Raw genomic sequence first — 17,832 nt, 5'->3', positions numbered from 1 at the left:
GCGCAGGGCCGAGAGTGGTGAAACGCTCTTGCGCAATATCTGTGTGCGGGAGGCTGAAATGATCGAGAAGCGGAATTTCTACATCGACGGGGAATGGGTGGCACCCAAGGCTGCGCAGGACTACGAGGTGATTGATCCATCGACCGAAGATCCCTGTGCAGTAATCTCGCTGGGCGATCAGGCCGACACGGACGCGGCAGTCGCGGCAGCGAAGGCGGCGCTGCCCGGTTGGAAAGCGGCCGACCCGGCAGAGCGGATCGCGGCGGTCGAGCGGATCGCCAAAGTCTATGCCGAGCGCGCCGAGGACATGGCGCAGGCGATCAGCCTCGAGATGGGCGCGCCGATCGATCTCGCGCGCAAGAACCAGTGGGGCGCGGGCGCCTATCACATCAAGAATTTCATCGACGCGGCGAAGGCGTTCGAGTGGGTGCATCCTTTGGGCGACGGCACGCCGGGCGCGATGATCGCCTATGAGCCGGTGGGTGTCGTCGGGCTGATCACGCCGTGGAACTGGCCGATGAATCAGGTGACGCTCAAGGTGATCCCGGCGATCCTCGCGGGCTGCACGATGGTGTTGAAGCCGTCCGAGGAAGCGCCGCTGTCTTCGCTGATCTTCGCGGAAATCCTTGATGCGGCGGGGCTGCCCAAGGGCGTGTTCAACCTCGTGAATGGCGACGGCGCGGGCGTCGGCACGCAGCTCTCGACCCATCCGGATGTCGAGATGATTTCCTTTACCGGCTCGACCCGTGCCGGGCGCGCGATCTCGAAGGCGGCGGCCGATACGCTCAAGCGCGTGACGCTGGAGCTTGGCGGCAAGGGCGCCAACCTGATCTTCGCCGATGCGGACGAGGATGCGGTGGCGCGCGGTGTGAAGCATTGCTTCCAGAATTCGGGGCAAAGCTGTAACGCGCCGACGCGGATGCTGGTCGAGCGTTCGGCCTATGACCGCGCGGTCGAGGTCGCGCGGCAGACCGCCGAAGCCACGCAGGTCGCCAGCCCTCGCGAGGAGGGCAAGCATATCGGTCCGGTCATCAACAAGGCGCAGTTCGACAAGATCCAGGGCCTGATCGAGACAGGCATCGCGGAAGGCGCGAAACTCGTCGCGGGCGGTCCCGGACGGCCCGAACATCTCAATCGCGGCTTCTATGTCCGTCCGACGGTCTTCGCCGACTGCGATCCCTCGATGACGATCATGAACGAGGAAATCTTCGGCCCAGTCCTGTCGATCATGCCCTTCGACAGCGAGGAGCAGGCGATTGAGGTGGCCAACGCCACGCCTTATGGTCTGACCAATTACCTGCAATCGGGCGACGGCGCGCGACGCAACCGGCTGGCGCGTCAGTTGCGCTCGGGCATGGTCGAGATGAACGGTCAGGACCGCGGGGCGGGGGCACCGTTCGGCGGCGTCGGTTCCTCGGGCCGGGCGCGCGAGGGTGGCCGTTGGGGCATCGAGGAATTCTGCGACGTGAAGTCGATCTCCGGCTGGGCGGAATAAGGGGCGCTGCCCCTCTTGCCCTATCGGCCAATTAACCTGCCGATATTTTTATTGAGAAGAACAGGGGCGGTTGCGCAAGCGGCCGCCCTTCGACATGATCGCGCGGCTTTTGGAACGGGAGAATGAGATGAGCTTCACGCTGGCGACCTGGAACATCAACTCGGTGCGGCTGCGCGAGGGGCTGGTGCGCAAGCTGATGGAGGAAGAGGCGCCCGACGTGCTCTGCCTTCAGGAATGCAAGAGCCCGGTCGAGAAGATCCCGGTCGAGGGTTTCAAGGAACTGGGCTACACGCACATGATCGCGCGCGGCCAGAAGGGCTATAACGGCGTCGCGATCTTCTCGAAAATTCCGATGGAAGAGAACAGCGCCCATGATTTTGCCGATCTCGGCCATGCACGCCATGTCGCGGGTACGCTCGAGAATGGCGTCACCATCCACAACTTCTATGTCCCCGCAGGCGGCGACGTGCCGGATCGCGAAGTGAACGAGAAGTTCGGCCAAAAGCTGGATTACCTCACCCAGATGCGCGATCACTTCAAAGCGGAAGGGCCGAAGAAGTCGATCCTCGTCGGCGATCTGAACATCGCCCCGCGCGAGGATGACGTCTGGAGCCACAAGCAGCTGCTGAAGATCGTCAGCCACACCCCGATCGAAGTCGAGCATCTGCATGACGCGATGGAGGCGGGCAAATGGGTGGACATCACCCGGCAGGACATTCCCGAGGGGCTTCTCTATTCGTGGTGGTCCTACCGGGCGCGCGACTGGGATGCCGCCGACAAGGGCCGCAGGCTCGATCACATCTGGGCGACGCCGGACATCTCGAACGCGGCGCATGGCAGCCGGGTGCTGCGTGCCGCGCGGGGCTGGGAGAAGCCCTCCGATCATGCGCCGGTTTTCGCGGCTTTCGATCTGTAATCGCTTGCGGCAGCGCGCCGCGGTCAAACGGGTTTGCGTTCGGCCCTTCCGAGGCCATATAGGAAAGCAAATCCTCCGCAATTTCGGGAGACGGACATGCTGGAACTGGGTGGCGGCGCCAAGGCCGCAAGCAAGAGCGAATACGTCACGGACGTGACCGAAGCCAACTTCATGGCCGAGGTAGTCGAGAAATCGCAGACCGTGCCGGTCATCGTGGATTTCTGGGCGCCGTGGTGCGGCCCGTGCAAGCAGCTCGGCCCGGCACTTGAAGCCGAGGTCGAAGCCGCGAAGGGCGCGGTCGTGATGGCCAAGGTCAATGTCGACGAAAACCAGATGATCGCGGGCCAGATGCGCGTGCAGTCGATCCCCACCGTCTACGCTTTCTGGCAGGGCCAGCCAATCGACGGGTTCCAGGGCGCGCTGCCCCCCTCCGAGATCAAAAGCTTCGTGGCCAAGCTGATCGAAGCCTCCGGCGGTGAGGCCGGAAACGGTCTGGGCGATGCGGTCGCGGCGGCGGAAGCCATGCTGGCCGAAGGCGCGGCAGAAGATGCGGCGGAAACCTTCGCGGCGATCCTCGAAGAAGATGGCGAGCTGGCGGAGGCGCATGGCGGCCTGATCCGCGCACGCATCGCGCTCGATCAACTGGATGCGGCAGGTGCAGCCTTGGCTGCGGTGCCGCCGAAGCTCGCCGACAGTGCCCCGGTAGAGGCAGCGCGCGCGCAGCTCGATCTGGCGAAACAGGCGCAATCGGCCGGTCCGCTCGACGATCTGAAATCCAAGGTCGAGGCAGATCCGAACGATCATCAGGCCCGCTTCGACTATGCTCAGGCGCTCTACGCGGCCGGGAACGCCGAAGAGGCCGTGGATCAACTTCTCGAGTTGTTCCGGCGGGATCGCGAATGGGACAACGAGGCCGCGAAGACGCAGCTTTTCACCATTTTCGACGCGCTCAAGCCGAACGATCCGATCGTCGCAAAAGGTCGCCGTCGTCTGTCGTCGATGATATTTGCCTGAGGGCATGGGCGCGCTAGTTTCATCGGCATGATGAAGAAAGGCGACTTGCCCGAAATCCTTCCGCTTTTTCCGCTGCCCGGTGCGCTGCTGCTGCCCCGGGCGCGGCTTCCGCTGCACATCTTCGAGCCGCGCTATCTGCAGATGATCGAAGATTGCATGAAGACCAAGTCTCGACTGATCGGGATGATCCAGCCGATCAAGGGGCCGGAGGGGCAGAACCACCTCAACACGATTGGCTGCGCGGGCCGTCTGACTGGGTTTTCCGAGACCGAGGACGGACGCTACATGATCACGCTGTCGGGGATCTCGCGCTATCGCATCCTGCAGGAGGTCGAAGGCTTCACGCCCTATATCCGCGCCGAGGTCAGCTGGGCCGGGTTCGAGCGCGATCTGGGCCCGGCGGAGCATGACAACGGCTTCGATCGAGACGATTTTCTCGACCTGTTGTCCAAGTTTTTCCACGCCCAAGGGCTGGATACTGATTGGCAAACGCTGAAGGATGCCGATGACGAGTTGCTGATCAACTCGCTCGGGATGCTTTTGCCGCTGGAGCCCGAGGACAAGCAGGCACTGCTGGAGGCGCCCTGTCTGGCCACCCGGCGCGAAACCCTGGTGACCCTGATCGAATATGCGCTGCATGGCGGCGGAGAGGAGCGGTTGCAATGAGCGAAGAGACCGAGAGCGCACCGGCTGCGGAGAAACCGCTATTCGACCGGCACATGCTGGAGGCGCTCGTCTGCCCGCTGACCCATGCGGTGCTAAAATACGATGCCGAGAAACAGGAGCTGATTTCTCAGCCCGCGAAGCTGGCCTTCCCGATCCGGGGGGGCATTCCGATCCTCTTGGAAGACGAAGCGCGCCGGATCGACGAATAAGGCGCGGTGCTTACAGTGCGCGGCCCTGCAACAGGCGGGGCAGGGGGCCCGAAAGCCCCGCCGCTTGCTGCATGAACCCGCGCCGCAGCCCCGGGATTGCCTGCACCAGACCCATTCCCAGATCGCGCCCCGCCTTCAGTAGCGGATTGTCGTTCGAGAACAGCTTGTTCACGGTATCCATGCCGAGTGCGAGCGACGTCGAGTCGAAGCGTCGCCAACCCTGATAACGCTCCAGCACGTCCTCGGCCCCGATATCCTCACCCCGGCGCATTGCTTCCACGACGATCTCCGCCAGTGCCGCCACGTCGCGCAACCCGAGATTCAGGCCCTGTCCCGCGATCGGATGCACCCCATGCGCCGCATCGCCCACCAGCGCCACGCGCGGCGCTACATAGGCTTTCGCAAGCGTCAGATTCAGCGGGTAGGAGAACCGTGGCCCGGCCAGTTTGATCTCGCCGAGGAAATCCCCGAAACGCGGGCGCAGCACAGCGAGGAAATCCTCGTCATCCAGCGCCGAAATGGTCTTTGCGTTTTCTTCGGTCTCGCTCCAGACGATGGAGGACCGATTGCCTTTCAGCGGCAGGATCGCGAGCGGTCCGGTCGGCATGAAGAACTGATGCGCGATGCCGTTATGGGGCTTCTCGTGCTCGACCGCCGCGACCAGCGCGGTCTGACCATAGCCCCAACCCTCACGGGTGATCCCGGCGCGTTCGGCCACGCCCGACCGGCGACCGTCCGCGCCGATCAGCAGTTTCACGGTCAGGGTCTTGCCGGTGGACAGGCTCACCTCGACCCCGCCGGGCACGACCTGCTGTCCCGTGACCTGCGTCTCATGCAGTAGCGTGATCTTGTCGCTCGCCTCCATCGCATCGAGGAACGCGCGATAGAGGTAGCGATCCTCCAGCATGTACCCGACCGGTGCCTGATCCAGCTCGCGCGCGTCGAAATGCAGGAAGAAGGGCGCCGCCCCTTCGCCTGCGTGACCGTCGGCGGCTTTCACCTCCATCATCGGTTGCGCCTGATCGGCAAGCCCGTCCCAGACGCCGATCGCGCGCAGCAGTTTTTGCGACGCGATCGCCAGCGCATAGGCGCGTCCGTCGAACGTGTCGGTCGCGCGCTGGCGAGCCGGCGCCGCATCGACGAGGGTCACGGAAAGGCCGGCGGAGGCCAATGCAAGCGCCAAGGCGGGGCCGTTGAGCCCGCCGCCTGCGATGATGACGTCTGAATCGTGTTTCATGGCGCTTACTATGGCGCTGGAAGCGGGATTGTCCATGCGCGGGACTGTCGCTAGCGTGGCGGAAAGAACGAAGGAGGTGGGGTATGGAATGGCGTCTGGCAGGGGCTGCGGAGCAAGGGCGGGCGATCGCCGCCGGGCAGCTCGATCCGGTGGAGCAGACCGAGGCCTATCTCGCAGCGGCTGAAGCGTCGGAAGACATCTATGCACGCCTTACGCCGCAGCGCGCCCGCGACGAGGCGATGGCCGCGCATCAGCGCGCCAAGCAGGGCCGTCGGCGCGGGATGCTCGATGGCGTTGCGCTGTCGTGGAAGGATCTGTTCGACACCGCGGGCGTGGCGACGGAAGCGGGCACGCGGTTGCTGGCCGGGCGCGTGCCCGAGCGCGACGCCGATGTGCTGATCGAGGCCACGCTGGGGGGCTCGGTCTGTCTGGGCAAGACGCATATGACCGAACTGGCTTTCTCCGGGCTGGGCGTGAACCCGATGACGGCGACGCCGCCGAACATCCATGATCCCGAACTCGCGCCGGGCGGGTCTTCCTCCGGAGCGGCGCTGTCGGTGGCGCGCGGCTTGGCGGCGGCGGCCGTCGGATCGGACACGGGCGGGTCGGTGCGCATTCCTGCGGCATGGAACGATCTGGTGGGGCTGAAGACCACGCATGGCCGGATCACGACCAAGGGTGTCGTGCCGCTGTGTAGGAGCTTCGACACGATCGGTCCGTTGACACGCAACGTCGAGGACGCGGCCCACGTGCTGGCGCTGCTCGAAGGGCGTGCCGCGCCGGATCTGCGCGACGCAAGCCTCAGTGGCAAACGGCTGCTGGTGCTCGAAGGGCTGCCGTTCGAGGGCACCCGCGAAAAGCCGGTGCAAGGCTTTGAGCGGGCTGTTGAGGCCTTCGCTAAGGCGGGTGCGGTGATCGAGCGGCGGGGCTTGCCGATGGTGCGCCCGGCGATGGACCTTTCCGGCGTTCTCTTCGCGCCCGAGGCCTATGGCGAATGGAAGCACGAGATCGAAGCCGCGCCCGAGAAGATGTTCGCAGCGATCCTCGAGCGGTTCCGCAGCGGGCGCGACGCTCTGGCCTCGGATTACGCCAAGGGGTGGCACGCGCTGGAGGGCTATCGCGCCGCCTATCTGGAGGCGACTGCGGAATATGACGCCGTTCTGGTGCCGACATCGCCGATCCTGCCGCCCGATGTCCGCCGCCTTCTCAGCGACAAGCGCTATTTCCAAGAGGAAAACGTGCTCGCGCTGCGCAACACCCGGATCGGCAACGTGCTGGGGCTGTGCGCGCTGAACCTTCCGACGGGAATCCCAAGCTGTGGTATTTCGCTGATGGCGCCGCCCATGACAGAGGATCGATTGCTGCGTTTGGGCATGTGCGCCGAATCGGCGCTGGCCTGAAAACCACATTTCTTGTGGTCAACCCGCTCTGGAGCTTGTCTTTTTCTGGACGAAACGGCGGAGCTTTTGTAACCTCGTCGGTAATAAGGGGCGACATAGACCCCATTCGATGAGGCACAGATGGACTTTCCCGAGCGGTTTTCGAACCTGCCCGAATACGCATTTCCGCGTTTGCGCGCGCTGCTCGATTCGCATGAACCGGGCGGCGACGTCTTGGCCATGTCCATCGGTGAGCCGCGCCATCCGATGCCCGAGTTCGTGGGTGATGTCATTGCGCAATGCCTTGGAGAGTTTGGGAAATATCCCGCCAACGACGGCACTCCCGAATTGCTGGACGCGATCTCTGGCTGGCTCAAGCGGCGCTATTCGGTCGAGATCGGGCCGGAGCGGATCATGGCGCTCAACGGCACCCGCGAGGGTCTTTACAACGCCGCGATGGCACTTTCGCCCGAACAGAAACGCGGCAAGACGCCCGTGATCGCGATCCCGAACCCGTTCTATCAGGTCTACGCGGTGGCCGCGGCAGCGGTCGGCGCGGAGCCGGTTTTCGTGCCCGCAGGCGCCGAGACCGGGTTTTTGCCTAATTATGCGGCACTTCCGGCGGAGGTGCTGGACCGCGTCACCGTCGCCTATCTGTGCTCGCCCTCGAACCCGCAGGGCGCAGTCGCGAGCCGCGAATATCTGGCCGATCTGCTGCATCTGGCCGAGAAGCACGACTTCATGGTTTTCGCTGACGAGTGCTATTCCGAGATCTGGCGCGAGGCCCCGCCGCCCGGTGCGGCACAGGTCGCCGCCGAGGAAGGCATCGACCCCGAGCGCGTGGTGATCTTCCATTCGCTCTCGAAGCGGTCGAACCTGCCGGGTCTGCGCTCGGGCTTCCTCGCCGCCGGGCCGCAAAGCATTAAACATATCCGTCGCCTGCGCGCCTATGCCGGTTCACCGCTGCCGCAACCGCTGCAGCGCGTCGCAGAACGGGCTTGGGCGGATGAGGCTCATGTCACGGAAAATCGTCGCCTTTACGCCGAGAAATACGAGATCGCGGGACAGATCTTCGACGGCGTCGATGGCTTCCAGCTGCCGCAGGGCGGTTTCTTCCTCTGGCTTCCCGTCGAAGACGGGGAGGCAGCGGCGCTCAAGCTTTGGAAAGAGACCGGCATTCGCGTGCTGCCGGGCGCCTATCTCGCGCGCGAGGTGAACGGGGAAAACCCCGGCCAGAAATATATTAGGGTGGCTCTGGTCGCCCCAAAAGCAGAAACGCAGCGCGGGCTCACGCAGCTTCGCGACTGCCTATACGGTTGAGGACGGTAGGTTATGGCATCTTATCAGGTTCGACAGCGCGATCCGCTTTTCGATCAGGACACGCAAGCCGTTCTGGAACGGCGTGGCAAGGAATTGGTAGGGGGGCTGCTGGTCGTCTTCGGCCTGCTCGCCGCGATGATGCTTTTCTCCTATCATCCCGAAGATCCAAGCTGGATGGCAGCCTCGGATGAGCCGGTGCAGAACTGGCTCGGCCGGATCGGCGCCGGGATCGCCTCGCCGTTGTTCGTGATCGTGGGTCACGGCGCGTGGTTGCTGCCTGCGGCGCTGGTGGCCTGGGGCCTGCGCATGATCACCCATCGCGGCGAAGAGCGCCTCGTTTCGCGGATGATCTTCTTCCCGATCGCCGTGGCCGTCGCCTCCGTCTATGCAGCGCTTCTGGTGCCGGGCGATCAATGGGGTCAGGCCTTCGGCCTTGGTGGGCATTTCGGCGATATGATCGCGGGTGCGATGCTGGGGATCGTCCCGATTTCTGGCGTGGTCGGGCTGAAGCTTCTTTCGCTGGTCCTCGCCGCGGCGATGCTGGCGATGGCGACCTTCGTTCTCGGCTTCACCAAGCCCGAGTTGCGCGCGATCACGCGTTTCATGTGGCTGGGCACGGTCGCGGTCTATGTCGGTGTGATGAACGTTCTGGGTCGCGGGGCCTCGGCCTCGGTCATGGGGGCGCGCTCGGCGGCGGAGCGTGCGCGCCAGCGTCGCGCCGAAGCCGCCGAACGTGCCGCTGAGCAGGCGGCTTGGGAAGAGCAGCAGGCGCTCGCCGCGCAGCATTGGGCCCCGGAGGTCGAAGCCGCCCCGGCCGCGCGCCCGTCCTTCCTGTCTCGCATCCGTCGCCCGGTGGAGCCGGACTACGATCCCTATGATGCCTCGCCGGAGCTGTTCGAGACCGAACCCTATTGGGAGGACAAGCCGCCGGCCGCGCCCACCGAAGATCGGATCCGTGCGCGCATCAGCCAGGCGGTGCAGAACCGCAAGGCCGCACCGGTCGCCACCGATTACGCGCCCGAGCCTGCCGGAGCGCCGCTGCATCACGATATGCCCGAAACCTTCGCCGAGCCCGAGCCGGAGCCGCCGCGCCCTTCGGCCTCGGTGCTCGCCGCCGTCGCCAAGCGTCTCGCGCGCGGCCCGCGCCAGCCGCAGGTGGTCCATCAGGAGCCGCGGCTGCGGGCCGAGCCGCAATTGCGTGCGGAGCCACCGCTTCGGGCCAAGCCGCGTTTCATGCCGGGCTTCGGCGCACCGGCCGCAACCGCCCCGGAGCGCGCGCCCGAAATGGCGACCTATGCCGAGGCCGAAGAGCCGCATATGACGGCTGCCGAGCAGGTCGCACAGGAACGCGAATACGCAGGCGAAGAGAGCCGCGACTGGACCCACCCGGATTACGAAGGCTTCGAACCCGATCTCCGCGATATGCGCACCGAGCATTTCTATGCCGGCGAGCCACATTCCTTCGACGAGACCGGCAATGCGCAATGGATCGAGGAAGACGTGGTGCCGGAAATCCCGGCCTCGGCGCGTGGCCTCGACCGTCAGGTCATCAAGCAGCCCGAGCCGAAGCGCGTGGTGCAGCCCGCGGCGAAACCCGCGGCCCCGTCGCGTCGTGCGATCGAAGAGGCGCAGCCCAAGATGACTTTCGAGAAGCCGCAGACTGCGCCCTTCGAAATGCCGCCGCTGTCGCTGCTGACCAATCCCACGACGATCCAGCGTCACCAGCTCTCGGATGAGGCGCTGGAAGAGAACGCACGGATGCTCGAGACGGTGCTCGACGATTACGGTGTGAAGGGCGAGATCGTCTCGGTCCGCCCGGGCCCGGTTGTCACGATGTATGAACTCGAGCCCGCGCCGGGTCTCAAAGCCAGCCGCGTGATCGGTCTGGCCGACGATATCGCCCGCTCGATGTCGGCGCTGTCGGCACGCGTTTCGACCGTGCCGGGCCGTTCGGTGATCGGCATCGAACTGCCGAACGATCACCGCGAGAAGGTGGTGCTGCGCGAGATTCTCTCGGCGCGCGACTTCGACGACAAGAACATCAAGCTGCCGCTGGCTCTGGGTAAGACGATAGGTGGCGAGCCTATCGTGACCAACCTCGCCAAGATGCCCCACCTGCTGATCGCGGGGACGACCGGTTCGGGTAAATCCGTCGCGATCAACACGATGATCCTGTCGCTCCTCTACCGTCTGACGCCGGAAGAGTGCCGCCTGATCATGATCGACCCGAAGATGCTCGAACTCTCCGTTTATGACGGCATCCCGCATCTGCTCAGCCCCGTCGTGACCGATCCGAAGAAAGCCGTCGTCGCCCTGAAATGGGTCGTCTCCGAGATGGAAGAGCGCTATCGCAAGATGTCCAAGATGGGCGTGCGCAACATCGAGGGCTACAACGGCCGCGTGAAGGAGAGCCTTGAGAAAGGCGAGATGTTCAAGCGCACCGTGCAGACCGGCTTCGACGAGGAGACCGGCGAGCCGATCTTCGAGACGGATGAATTCCAGCCCGAACCCTTCCCCTATATCGTCGTGATCGTCGACGAGATGGCGGACCTGATGATGGTCGCGGGCAAAGAAATCGAAGCCTGCATCCAGCGTCTGGCGCAGATGGCGCGGGCCTCGGGCATCCACCTGATCATGGCGACGCAGCGCCCCTCGGTCGATGTCATCACCGGCACGATCAAGGCGAACTTCCCGACCCGGATCTCCTTCCAGGTGACGTCGAAGATCGACAGCCGCACCATTCTGGGCGAGCAGGGCGCCGAGCAGCTTTTGGGCATGGGCGACATGCTCTACATGGCGGGCGGCGGCAAGATTACCCGTTGCCACGGGCCCTTCGTGTCCGACGAGGAAGTCGAGGAAATCGTCAACCACCTCAAGAGCTTCGGTCCGCCGGCCTATATGTCTGGCGTGGTCGAGGGTCCCGATGACGAGGTGGCTTCCGACATCGATCAGGTGCTGGGCCTCAACACTGGCGGCAATACCGGCGGCGAGGATGCGCTCTATGATCAGGCGGTGGGCATCGTGATAAAGGATCGCAAATGCTCGACCTCCTACATCCAGCGCAAGCTGGGCATCGGCTACAACAAGGCCGCGCGCCTCGTGGAGCAGATGGAGGATCAGGGCGTCGTGTCCTCGGCGAACCATGTCGGCAAGCGCGAAATCCTCGTGCCCGAACAGCAATAAGCCGGTCACAATCTGAAATGCAGAGCGCCCCCGGGGGAGACCTCGGGGCGTTTTACATTGGGCCGCACGGGCTATCCGCACCCGGTGTGCTGTCATCCGATACTGGGGGAGATGTTATTGAATGACATCCCCGGTTCGGCGCAAATGCGCTCAAGACGGACCCGCAGCGCGATTGGCGCGTTACGGCGGGACTTCCGCTTTCGCAAGGAGTGCCTAAATCTATGGTCATGAAACAGATCCGCATCCTGCTCGCCGCGATCTTCACGCTGGCGCTCGCCCTTCCGGCCTCGGCCGGGAAAGTCTCGCTGAATCAGATATCGTCCTATCTGAACTCGCTGACCTCCGCTTCGGCGGATTTCACGCAGGTCAACTCGGACGGGTCTATCTCGACCGGCAAGCTGTTCATCAAGCGGCCCGGCCGGGCGCGCTTCCAATACAATAACGACAAGACTTTGGTGCTGGCCTCGGCTAACCGCGTCGCTGTGTTCGATCCGAAATCGAACCAGCCACCGGAGCAATACCCGCTGGTGAAGACGCCGCTGAACCTGATCCTCGGGCGCAATATCGACCTGAATCGTAACGGTATGGTCGTGGGCTACACGACGGACGGGCCGAAGACGATCGTCACCGCGCAGGACCCGCAGCATCCTGAATACGGGAATATTCAGCTCATCTTCACTGACGGGCCGGTTGAGCTGCGCCAATGGGTGATCACCAACCAGTCGGGCGAGAAGACCACGACGATCCTCAACAACCTCCAAAAAGGCGGCAACTTTGCCACCTCGATGTTCTCGATCGACCAGGCGTTGGCCCAGCGGCGCTGATTGTTCAGCGCCGGCAGGCTTGAAGCTGGATCTCGTACATCTGCGCGCGGGATGCGACTCGGTCGGCCACGGCGAGAAGCCAGGATTTCGACCGGTGTGACCCGCGCGAATAGCCGCCGCGCCCTTCGTGATAGGCGAGATACTGGTTGCGCGCGTCGGCCTTGGAGATGCCGAGCTTCTTCTGCGTGCCATCCATGTACCAACCCATGAAGTCGGTGGCATCCGAGATGCGGTTGCGCCGGGCACCGAAGCGACGGGTATCTTCGCGATACTCGTCCCAGGTGCCGTCGAGGGCTTGGCTGTAGCCGTAGGCAGAGCTCTGGCGGCCCAGCGGGATTATCCCGAGCGCGAAGCGCTGCGGTGTCTTCGCGTTGCCGTCGAACTTGCTTTCCTGGTGGATCGTGGCCATCTGAACCGCGACCGGAACGCCCCATCGGGCCTCCGTCCGGCGCATGGCGTTGAAATATTGCGGACGCTCCTTGATGATCGCGCAGGCGTCATCAAGGTTGCGCGGGGGCTTGGACGGTCCGCCTCCGCAGGCGGCCACCGCAAGCAATACGCCGAGGGCGAGGTATTTCTTCATAGCTGCTCTTCTTTGCTCTGACGGCCTTGTTTTTTGTCATCCTATGCGTAATTGGCCCGTTCGAAAACCGGGAAACGCACGATGTCAGCGGACTGTCGCGACGAATCGGACAATCTGTTTCCGGCGGAAATGAGGCGAAAACGTGGACCTGAGCGGTTTCACGATTTAGGTATTAGGTATGAGGATAGACATGCATACCACGCACGCGAAATATCACATCGGCCAAGTGGTGCGACATCGCAACCACCCGTTCCGGGGGGTGGTCTTCGACGTCGATGCAATCTTCTCCAACTCGCAGGAATGGTACGACGCGATCCCCGAGGAGTCGCGCCCGTCCAAGGATCAGCCCTATTACCACCTGCTCGCGGAGAACGACGAAAGCTACTATGTGGCCTATGTGTCCGAGCAGAACCTCGTCGCGGATTTCTCCGGCGAGCCGGTGAGCCATCCCGATCTCGATGATCTGTTCGGTGAGTTCGGAAACGGCTCCTATCGGCTGCAATTCCAGATGAACTGAACGACCCTGCGGGTTCGGCGCCGGCTTATCCCTCTTGGAGTATCTCGACCGGTTCCAGCGGCATCCGGAAGGCCAGCAGATTGCGCCCGTCCTGCCGGTGATAACCAAGATCGGTCGCGAGGTCGCGGATCAGGAACCAGCCGAAGCCGCCTTCGGGCAGGCTGCTCGGGTCGGGCCGCTCCGGGTCGCGGTCCCGGAGGTCGAGGCAGGCCGGGGGCAGAGGGATCCCGTCATCGCTGACCGAACAGTTGAGCCCTTTTCGGTCGCGGACGATGGATAACGCGATCACGCCCTCCTCGCTTTCGCCGTAGCTGTGTTCGACGATGTTGTTGAGGATTTCCGCGAGGATCAGTTCCAGTGTTCCGGCCTCTTCCTCGGTCATCAGACGGATGAAACGCGCCACCGCAGCCCGCAGGGCATCACGCACCGCGATCGGTGTCGCCGGGAAGCTGAGGTTGAAGACGCGCACCTCGCCCCCATCCGGGCGGGGGTCTGGGCGCGCAGTCGTGGCGGGGGCTCTTGCATTCAGACGCTCACGCATATCTCCGGTCCTTCCCCAAGGCGGTTGCGAGATCGGCATGGATCGGCAGGACCGAATTCATGCGGGTGAGGCGGAAAACTTTCACCACATTCGGTGTCAGCCCGCAAAGCTCCAGCTGTCGGTCGGGGGCGAGCGATTTCATCACCGCCACCACCGCGCCGAGGCCGGAACTGTCGAGAAACTCCACCTTCGAAAGGTCGAGCAGTACCCGCGGCGCGGGCTGCATCGTCACATCGCGCATCCGTTCCTTGAACCTGAGGGCGATCGCAGCGTCCAGCCGCGCCTCGGCCAGATGGACGACAAGCGCGCCTTTCAGCGCTTCGGCAGTAAGGTTCATGTACGCCTCCCGCGGTTGATCTGACGGGAAGGCTAGACGGCAATGCTTACCATTCGGTATCCGTGGAACAGGATTTTGGAGGATATCATGGAAAACGTGGTGATCGTCGGAGCGTCGCGCACGCCGATGGGTGGGATGCAGGGCGTCTTCGCAGGTGTGTCTGCGTCCGAACTGGGCGGTGTCGCCATCAAGGCAGCGATGGACGGTGCGGGTGTCGCGCCTGCGCGCATCGAGGAAGTGCTGATGGGCTGCGTGCTGCCCGCAGGTCAGGGGCAGGCGCCCGCGCGGCAGGCGGGTTTCGCGGCGGGCCTCGGCGAAGAGGTGCCCGCGACGACGCTGAACAAGATGTGCGGCTCGGGCATGAAAGCGGCAATGGTGGCCTATGACCAGATCGCGCTTGGCCAGACCGGGGTGATGGTCGCGGGCGGCATGGAGAGCATGACCAACGCGCCTTACATGCTGCCGAAGATGCGCGCAGGGGCGCGGCTCGGCCATGCGCAGGCGCTCGATCACATGTTCCTCGACGGGCTGGAGGACGCCTATGACAAGGGGCGCCTGATGGGCACCTTCGCGGAGGATTGCGCGCAGGCGTTCCAGTTTACCCGCGAGGCGCAGGACGATTACGCGATGGCGTCGCTGAACCGTGCCGTTGCCGCGGAGAAATCCGGGGCCTTCGCGGGTGAGATCGCGCCCGTGACGGTGAAGAGCCGCAAAGGCGAGACCGTGGTCGCGATCGACGAGCAGCCGGGTAATGCGCGCCCCGACAAAATCCCCCAACTCAAGCCCGCCTTCCGCAAGGACGGCACGGTGACGGCGGCGAATTCGTCCTCGATCTCGGACGGGGCGGCGGCGCTGGTGCTGGCCTCGGAGTCTGCGGCGAAGGCCGAGGGGCTGCCGATCCGCGCACGCATTCTGGGCCATGCGAGCCATGCGCAGGCGCCGGCCGATTTCCCGACGGCTCCGGTGCCGGCGGCGGAGAAGCTGCTGAAGAAGCTGGGCTGGACGATCGAGGATGTCGATCTTTGGGAGGTCAACGAGGCCTTCGCGGTCGTGCCAATGGCCTTCATGCACAAGCTGGGCATTTCGCATGACAAGGTAAACGTGAATGGCGGCGCCTGTGCGCTTGGCCATCCGATCGGCGCGTCGGGTGCGCGGATCATCGTGACGCTGCTCAATGCGCTGGAAAAGGCCGGTCTCAAGCGCGGCGTGGCCGCGATCTGCATCGGTGGGGGCGAGGGCACGGCCATCGCGATTGAACGGGTATGAACGTGGATTACCAAGACCTGACGAAACGCATCGCGGCGCTGACCGAGGGCGAGACCGACGAGGTCGCGCTGATGGCGACGCTCGCCTGCGAAATCCACCACGCGGATGACCGCTTCGACTGGACCGGCTTCTACCGGGTCACCGAGCCGGAACTACTGAAGATCGGCCCCTATCAGGGGGGGCATGGCTGTCTCGTGATCCCGTTCTCGCGCGGGGTCTGCGGGGCGGCGGCCCGCGAGGGGCGCACGCAACTGGTGCCCGATGTCGAGGCTTTCCCGGGCCATATCGCCTGCGCCAGCTCCACCCGTTCGGAACTGGTGATCCCGGTCTATGCGCAGCGGGGCCTCATCGCGGTGCTGGATATCGACAGCGACCAGCCCGACGCCTTCACCGAGGCGGATGCCGCGGCGCTGGAAGCGATCCTGAAAAACGTGTTCGGCCATTTGTGAGGAAGCGATGAAACATACCGGCGCGTGCCTGTGCGGGGCGGTCAGCTACGAGGTCGAGGGAGAGATGCAGCCCGTGGTGGCGTGTCATTGCTCCCAGTGCCGCAAGACCTCCGGCCATGTCTGGGCCTCGTCGCAGGTCGACGCCCATCAGCTCGTGCTGATCAACCGCGACGGGCTGCGCTGGTATCGCTCTTCGGAGACGGCGGAGCGGGGCTTTTGCGCGGTCTGCGGCAGCTCGCTGTTCTGGCGTCTGGATGGGGAGGGACGGATCTCGATCGCGGCGGGCACGCTTGACCTGCCGACCGGGCTTTCGATGGCGGAGCATATCTTCGTGGCGTACAAGGGCGATTACTACGAAATAGAGCCGGGGCCGCCCCAATCGCCCTGAGGCTTGACCCGACAGGCGGCGCAGTGCATCTCGCAGTCCATGAGTTATGTCTATGACCCGCCACAGGAGGCCCCGCGCATCCTTCATGCCGATCACGAAATCCTCGTGGTCGACAAGCAGGCGGGGCTTCTCTCGGTGCCGGGCAAGGGGCCGGACAAGGCCGATTGCCTCATTGCGCGGCTGCGGGGGATTTACCCCGAGGTGCTGCTGGTCCATCGGCTCGATACCGATACCTCGGGTGTGATGGTCTTCGCGCTGACGCCCCATGCGCAGCGCCATCTCGGTCTGCAATTCGAGAAGCGCCAGACGAAGAAAGCCTATCAGGCGCGGCTCTGGGGGGAACTGGCCGATAAGGAAGGCCGGGTTGATCTGCCGCTTTGTGTCGACTGGCCGAACCGCCCGCGCCAGCATGTCGATCACCAGAACGGCCGTCCCGCGCAGACCGACTGGCGGGTTATCCGGCATGAGGATGGCACGACGCGGGTGCGGCTGATGCCGGTGACCGGGCGCAGCCATCAGCTGCGGGTGCATATGGCCGAACTGGGCCATCCGATCCTCGGCGATCCGCTTTATGCCGAAGGGGAGGCGCAGGAGTTCGAGCGTCTGATGCTCCACGCCGAGACGCTGCGCTTTCGCCATCCCGATGGCGGGATGCATATGACCTTCACCGCGCCGGTCCCGTTCTGAAACCGATACAATCGCAGGTCTTTTCCCCGCCTGCGCGCGCAGGCATACTCCTGCGAGACCTATTGCGGAGAGCCCGATGTCCAAACCCTTGCGCCTTGGTGTGAATATCGATCACGTCGCCACCGTGCGGAATGCCCGCGGCTCGGCCTATCCTGACCCGCTGCGCGCCGCGCGTCTGGCCGAACAGGCCGGAGCCGACGGGATCACCGCGCATCTGCGCGAAGACCGCCGCCATATCCGCGACGCCGATATCGACGCGCTGCGCGGCGGCATCGACATCCCGCTGAATTTCGAGATGGCCGCAACGCCCGAGATGCAGAAGATCGCGCTGCGCCATTTGCCCCATGCCTGCTGCATCGTGCCGGAAAAGCGCGAAGAGGTGACGACCGAAGGCGGTCTGGACGTGGCGGGCGATGTCTCGCGGCTGACCGATTACGTGGGGCCGCTCGTCGAGGCTGGCATCCGCGTGTCGATGTTCATCGGTCATGATCCGGCGCAGATCGAAGCCTCCGCCAAGATCGGCGCGCAGGTGATCGAGCTGCATACCGGCCATTTCTGCGACATGCATTACGCGGGCGATTTCGCCGCGCGTGATGCCGAGCTGGAGGCGCTGAAAGCGGGCGCAGCCTATGCCGACAGTCTCGGGCTGGAGGTCCATGCGGGCCACGGTCTGACCTACGAGACGGTCGAGCCGATCGCCGAGATGAAGCAGATCCGCGAGTTGAACATCGGCCATTTCCTGATCTCCGAGGCGATCTTCGTAGGGCTCGGCCCCGCGATCGTGCATATGCGCAAGCTGATGGACGCGGCGCGGGGCTGAG

The 17,832-nt window shown here is 64.3% G+C and carries 19 protein-coding genes; 15 read left to right on the top strand and 4 right to left on the bottom strand.

Features of this window, described 5'->3' with window-relative positions; genetic code table 11:
* Nucleotides 1–58: 58 nt before the first annotated feature.
* From B6V75_RS17375 to B6V75_RS17355, 5 genes are all read left to right on the top strand, one after another.
* Entirely contained in the window at nucleotides 59–1,495 is a 1,437-nt protein-coding gene (locus B6V75_RS17375) for an aldehyde dehydrogenase family protein (protein WP_075776832.1), read from the top strand.
* Nucleotides 1,496–1,622: 127 nt separating this feature from the next.
* A complete protein-coding gene (locus B6V75_RS17370; RefSeq protein ID WP_088720561.1) occupies nucleotides 1,623–2,411 on the top strand; it encodes an exodeoxyribonuclease III in 789 nt (262 codons plus the stop codon).
* Nucleotides 2,412–2,507: 96 nt separating this feature from the next.
* Nucleotides 2,508–3,425: a co-chaperone YbbN gene (locus tag B6V75_RS17365; protein ID WP_088720521.1), complete on the top strand. Its 918-nt coding sequence runs from the start codon at nucleotides 2,508–2,510 to the stop codon at nucleotides 3,423–3,425.
* Between the two features lie 27 nt (nucleotides 3,426–3,452).
* Entirely contained in the window at nucleotides 3,453–4,091 is a 639-nt protein-coding gene (locus B6V75_RS17360) for an LON peptidase substrate-binding domain-containing protein (protein WP_075776834.1), read from the top strand.
* The gene (locus tag B6V75_RS17355) at nucleotides 4,088–4,300 is read left to right on the top strand and encodes a Trm112 family protein (RefSeq protein WP_075776835.1); all 213 of its coding nucleotides are present in this window, start codon (nucleotides 4,088–4,090) and stop codon (nucleotides 4,298–4,300) included. The genes B6V75_RS17360 and B6V75_RS17355 overlap by 4 nt, the downstream gene beginning before the upstream one ends.
* Before the next feature lie 10 nt (nucleotides 4,301–4,310).
* Here B6V75_RS17355 and B6V75_RS17350 read toward each other — a convergent pair whose 3' ends face one another.
* Nucleotides 4,311–5,537 (bottom strand): FAD-dependent monooxygenase, encoded by a 1,227-nt coding sequence (locus B6V75_RS17350; RefSeq protein ID WP_240496996.1) that lies wholly within the window; start codon nucleotides 5,535–5,537, stop codon nucleotides 4,311–4,313.
* Nucleotides 5,538–5,620: 83 nt separating this feature from the next.
* On the opposite strand from B6V75_RS17350, the gene B6V75_RS17345 reads away from it, so the two are divergent.
* The 4 genes from B6V75_RS17345 to B6V75_RS17330 all read left to right on the top strand — a co-directional run bounded on the left by B6V75_RS17345 (nucleotide 5,621) and on the right by B6V75_RS17330 (nucleotide 12,243).
* The gene (locus B6V75_RS17345; RefSeq protein WP_088720519.1) at nucleotides 5,621–6,937 is read left to right on the top strand and encodes an amidase family protein; all 1,317 of its coding nucleotides are present in this window, start codon (nucleotides 5,621–5,623) and stop codon (nucleotides 6,935–6,937) included.
* Between the two features lie 120 nt (nucleotides 6,938–7,057).
* Nucleotides 7,058–8,236, top strand: coding sequence for an aminotransferase class I/II-fold pyridoxal phosphate-dependent enzyme (locus B6V75_RS17340; protein ID WP_088720518.1), 1,179 nt, complete (start codon nucleotides 7,058–7,060; stop codon nucleotides 8,234–8,236).
* Between the two features lie 12 nt (nucleotides 8,237–8,248).
* A complete protein-coding gene (locus B6V75_RS17335; RefSeq protein ID WP_088720517.1) occupies nucleotides 8,249–11,419 on the top strand; it encodes a DNA translocase FtsK in 3,171 nt (1,056 codons plus the stop codon).
* Between the two features lie 227 nt (nucleotides 11,420–11,646).
* Nucleotides 11,647–12,243 (top strand): outer membrane lipoprotein carrier protein LolA, encoded by a 597-nt coding sequence (locus B6V75_RS17330; RefSeq protein WP_075776891.1) that lies wholly within the window; start codon nucleotides 11,647–11,649, stop codon nucleotides 12,241–12,243.
* A gap of 4 nt (nucleotides 12,244–12,247) precedes the next feature.
* On the opposite strand, the gene B6V75_RS17325 is transcribed toward B6V75_RS17330, so the two are convergent.
* Entirely contained in the window at nucleotides 12,248–12,826 is a 579-nt protein-coding gene (locus tag B6V75_RS17325) for a lytic transglycosylase (RefSeq protein WP_075776840.1), read from the bottom strand.
* A gap of 190 nt (nucleotides 12,827–13,016) precedes the next feature.
* Between B6V75_RS17325 and hspQ the strand changes: the two genes are divergently transcribed.
* Nucleotides 13,017–13,343 carry a heat shock protein HspQ gene (gene hspQ / locus B6V75_RS17320; protein ID WP_075776841.1) on the top strand — a complete coding sequence of 109 codons (327 nt, stop codon included), beginning with the start codon at nucleotides 13,017–13,019 and terminating at the stop codon, nucleotides 13,341–13,343.
* A gap of 25 nt (nucleotides 13,344–13,368) precedes the next feature.
* Here the strand turns inward: hspQ and B6V75_RS17315 are convergent, their stop codons facing one another.
* Entirely contained in the window at nucleotides 13,369–13,884 is a 516-nt protein-coding gene (locus tag B6V75_RS17315; protein ID WP_158275138.1) for an ATP-binding protein, read from the bottom strand.
* The gene (locus B6V75_RS17310; protein ID WP_075776842.1) at nucleotides 13,877–14,221 is read right to left on the bottom strand and encodes an STAS domain-containing protein; all 345 of its coding nucleotides are present in this window, start codon (nucleotides 14,219–14,221) and stop codon (nucleotides 13,877–13,879) included. Before B6V75_RS17310 ends, B6V75_RS17315 begins: the two co-directional genes overlap by 8 nt.
* Before the next feature lie 87 nt (nucleotides 14,222–14,308).
* Between B6V75_RS17310 and B6V75_RS17305 the strand changes: the two genes are divergently transcribed.
* The 5 genes from B6V75_RS17305 to B6V75_RS17285 all read left to right on the top strand — a co-directional run bounded on the left by B6V75_RS17305 (nucleotide 14,309) and on the right by B6V75_RS17285 (nucleotide 17,831).
* Nucleotides 14,309–15,487 (top strand): acetyl-CoA C-acyltransferase, encoded by a 1,179-nt coding sequence (locus tag B6V75_RS17305; protein WP_088720515.1) that lies wholly within the window; start codon nucleotides 14,309–14,311, stop codon nucleotides 15,485–15,487.
* Nucleotides 15,484–15,936, top strand: coding sequence for a GAF domain-containing protein (locus B6V75_RS17300; protein ID WP_075776844.1), 453 nt, complete (start codon nucleotides 15,484–15,486; stop codon nucleotides 15,934–15,936). Before B6V75_RS17305 ends, B6V75_RS17300 begins: the two co-directional genes overlap by 4 nt.
* Nucleotides 15,937–15,943: 7 nt before the next feature.
* A complete protein-coding gene (locus B6V75_RS17295; RefSeq protein WP_088720514.1) occupies nucleotides 15,944–16,324 on the top strand; it encodes a GFA family protein in 381 nt (126 codons plus the stop codon).
* A 39-nt stretch (nucleotides 16,325–16,363) separates the two neighbouring features.
* Nucleotides 16,364–17,011 carry a pseudouridine synthase gene (locus B6V75_RS17290; protein ID WP_088720513.1) on the top strand — a complete coding sequence of 216 codons (648 nt, stop codon included), beginning with the start codon at nucleotides 16,364–16,366 and terminating at the stop codon, nucleotides 17,009–17,011.
* A gap of 76 nt (nucleotides 17,012–17,087) precedes the next feature.
* Nucleotides 17,088–17,831: a pyridoxine 5'-phosphate synthase gene (locus tag B6V75_RS17285; RefSeq protein WP_088720512.1), complete on the top strand. Its 744-nt coding sequence runs from the start codon at nucleotides 17,088–17,090 to the stop codon at nucleotides 17,829–17,831.
* The last annotated feature ends 1 nt before the right edge of the window (nucleotide 17,832 follow it).

This window comes from Thioclava sp. F1Mire-8 (assembly GCF_002213165.1).
Taxonomy (GTDB): domain Bacteria; phylum Pseudomonadota; class Alphaproteobacteria; order Rhodobacterales; family Rhodobacteraceae; genus Thioclava; species Thioclava nitratireducens.
The sequence above is the reverse complement of the archived record's forward strand: the minus strand, read 5'-3'. Positions and strand labels throughout refer to the sequence as shown.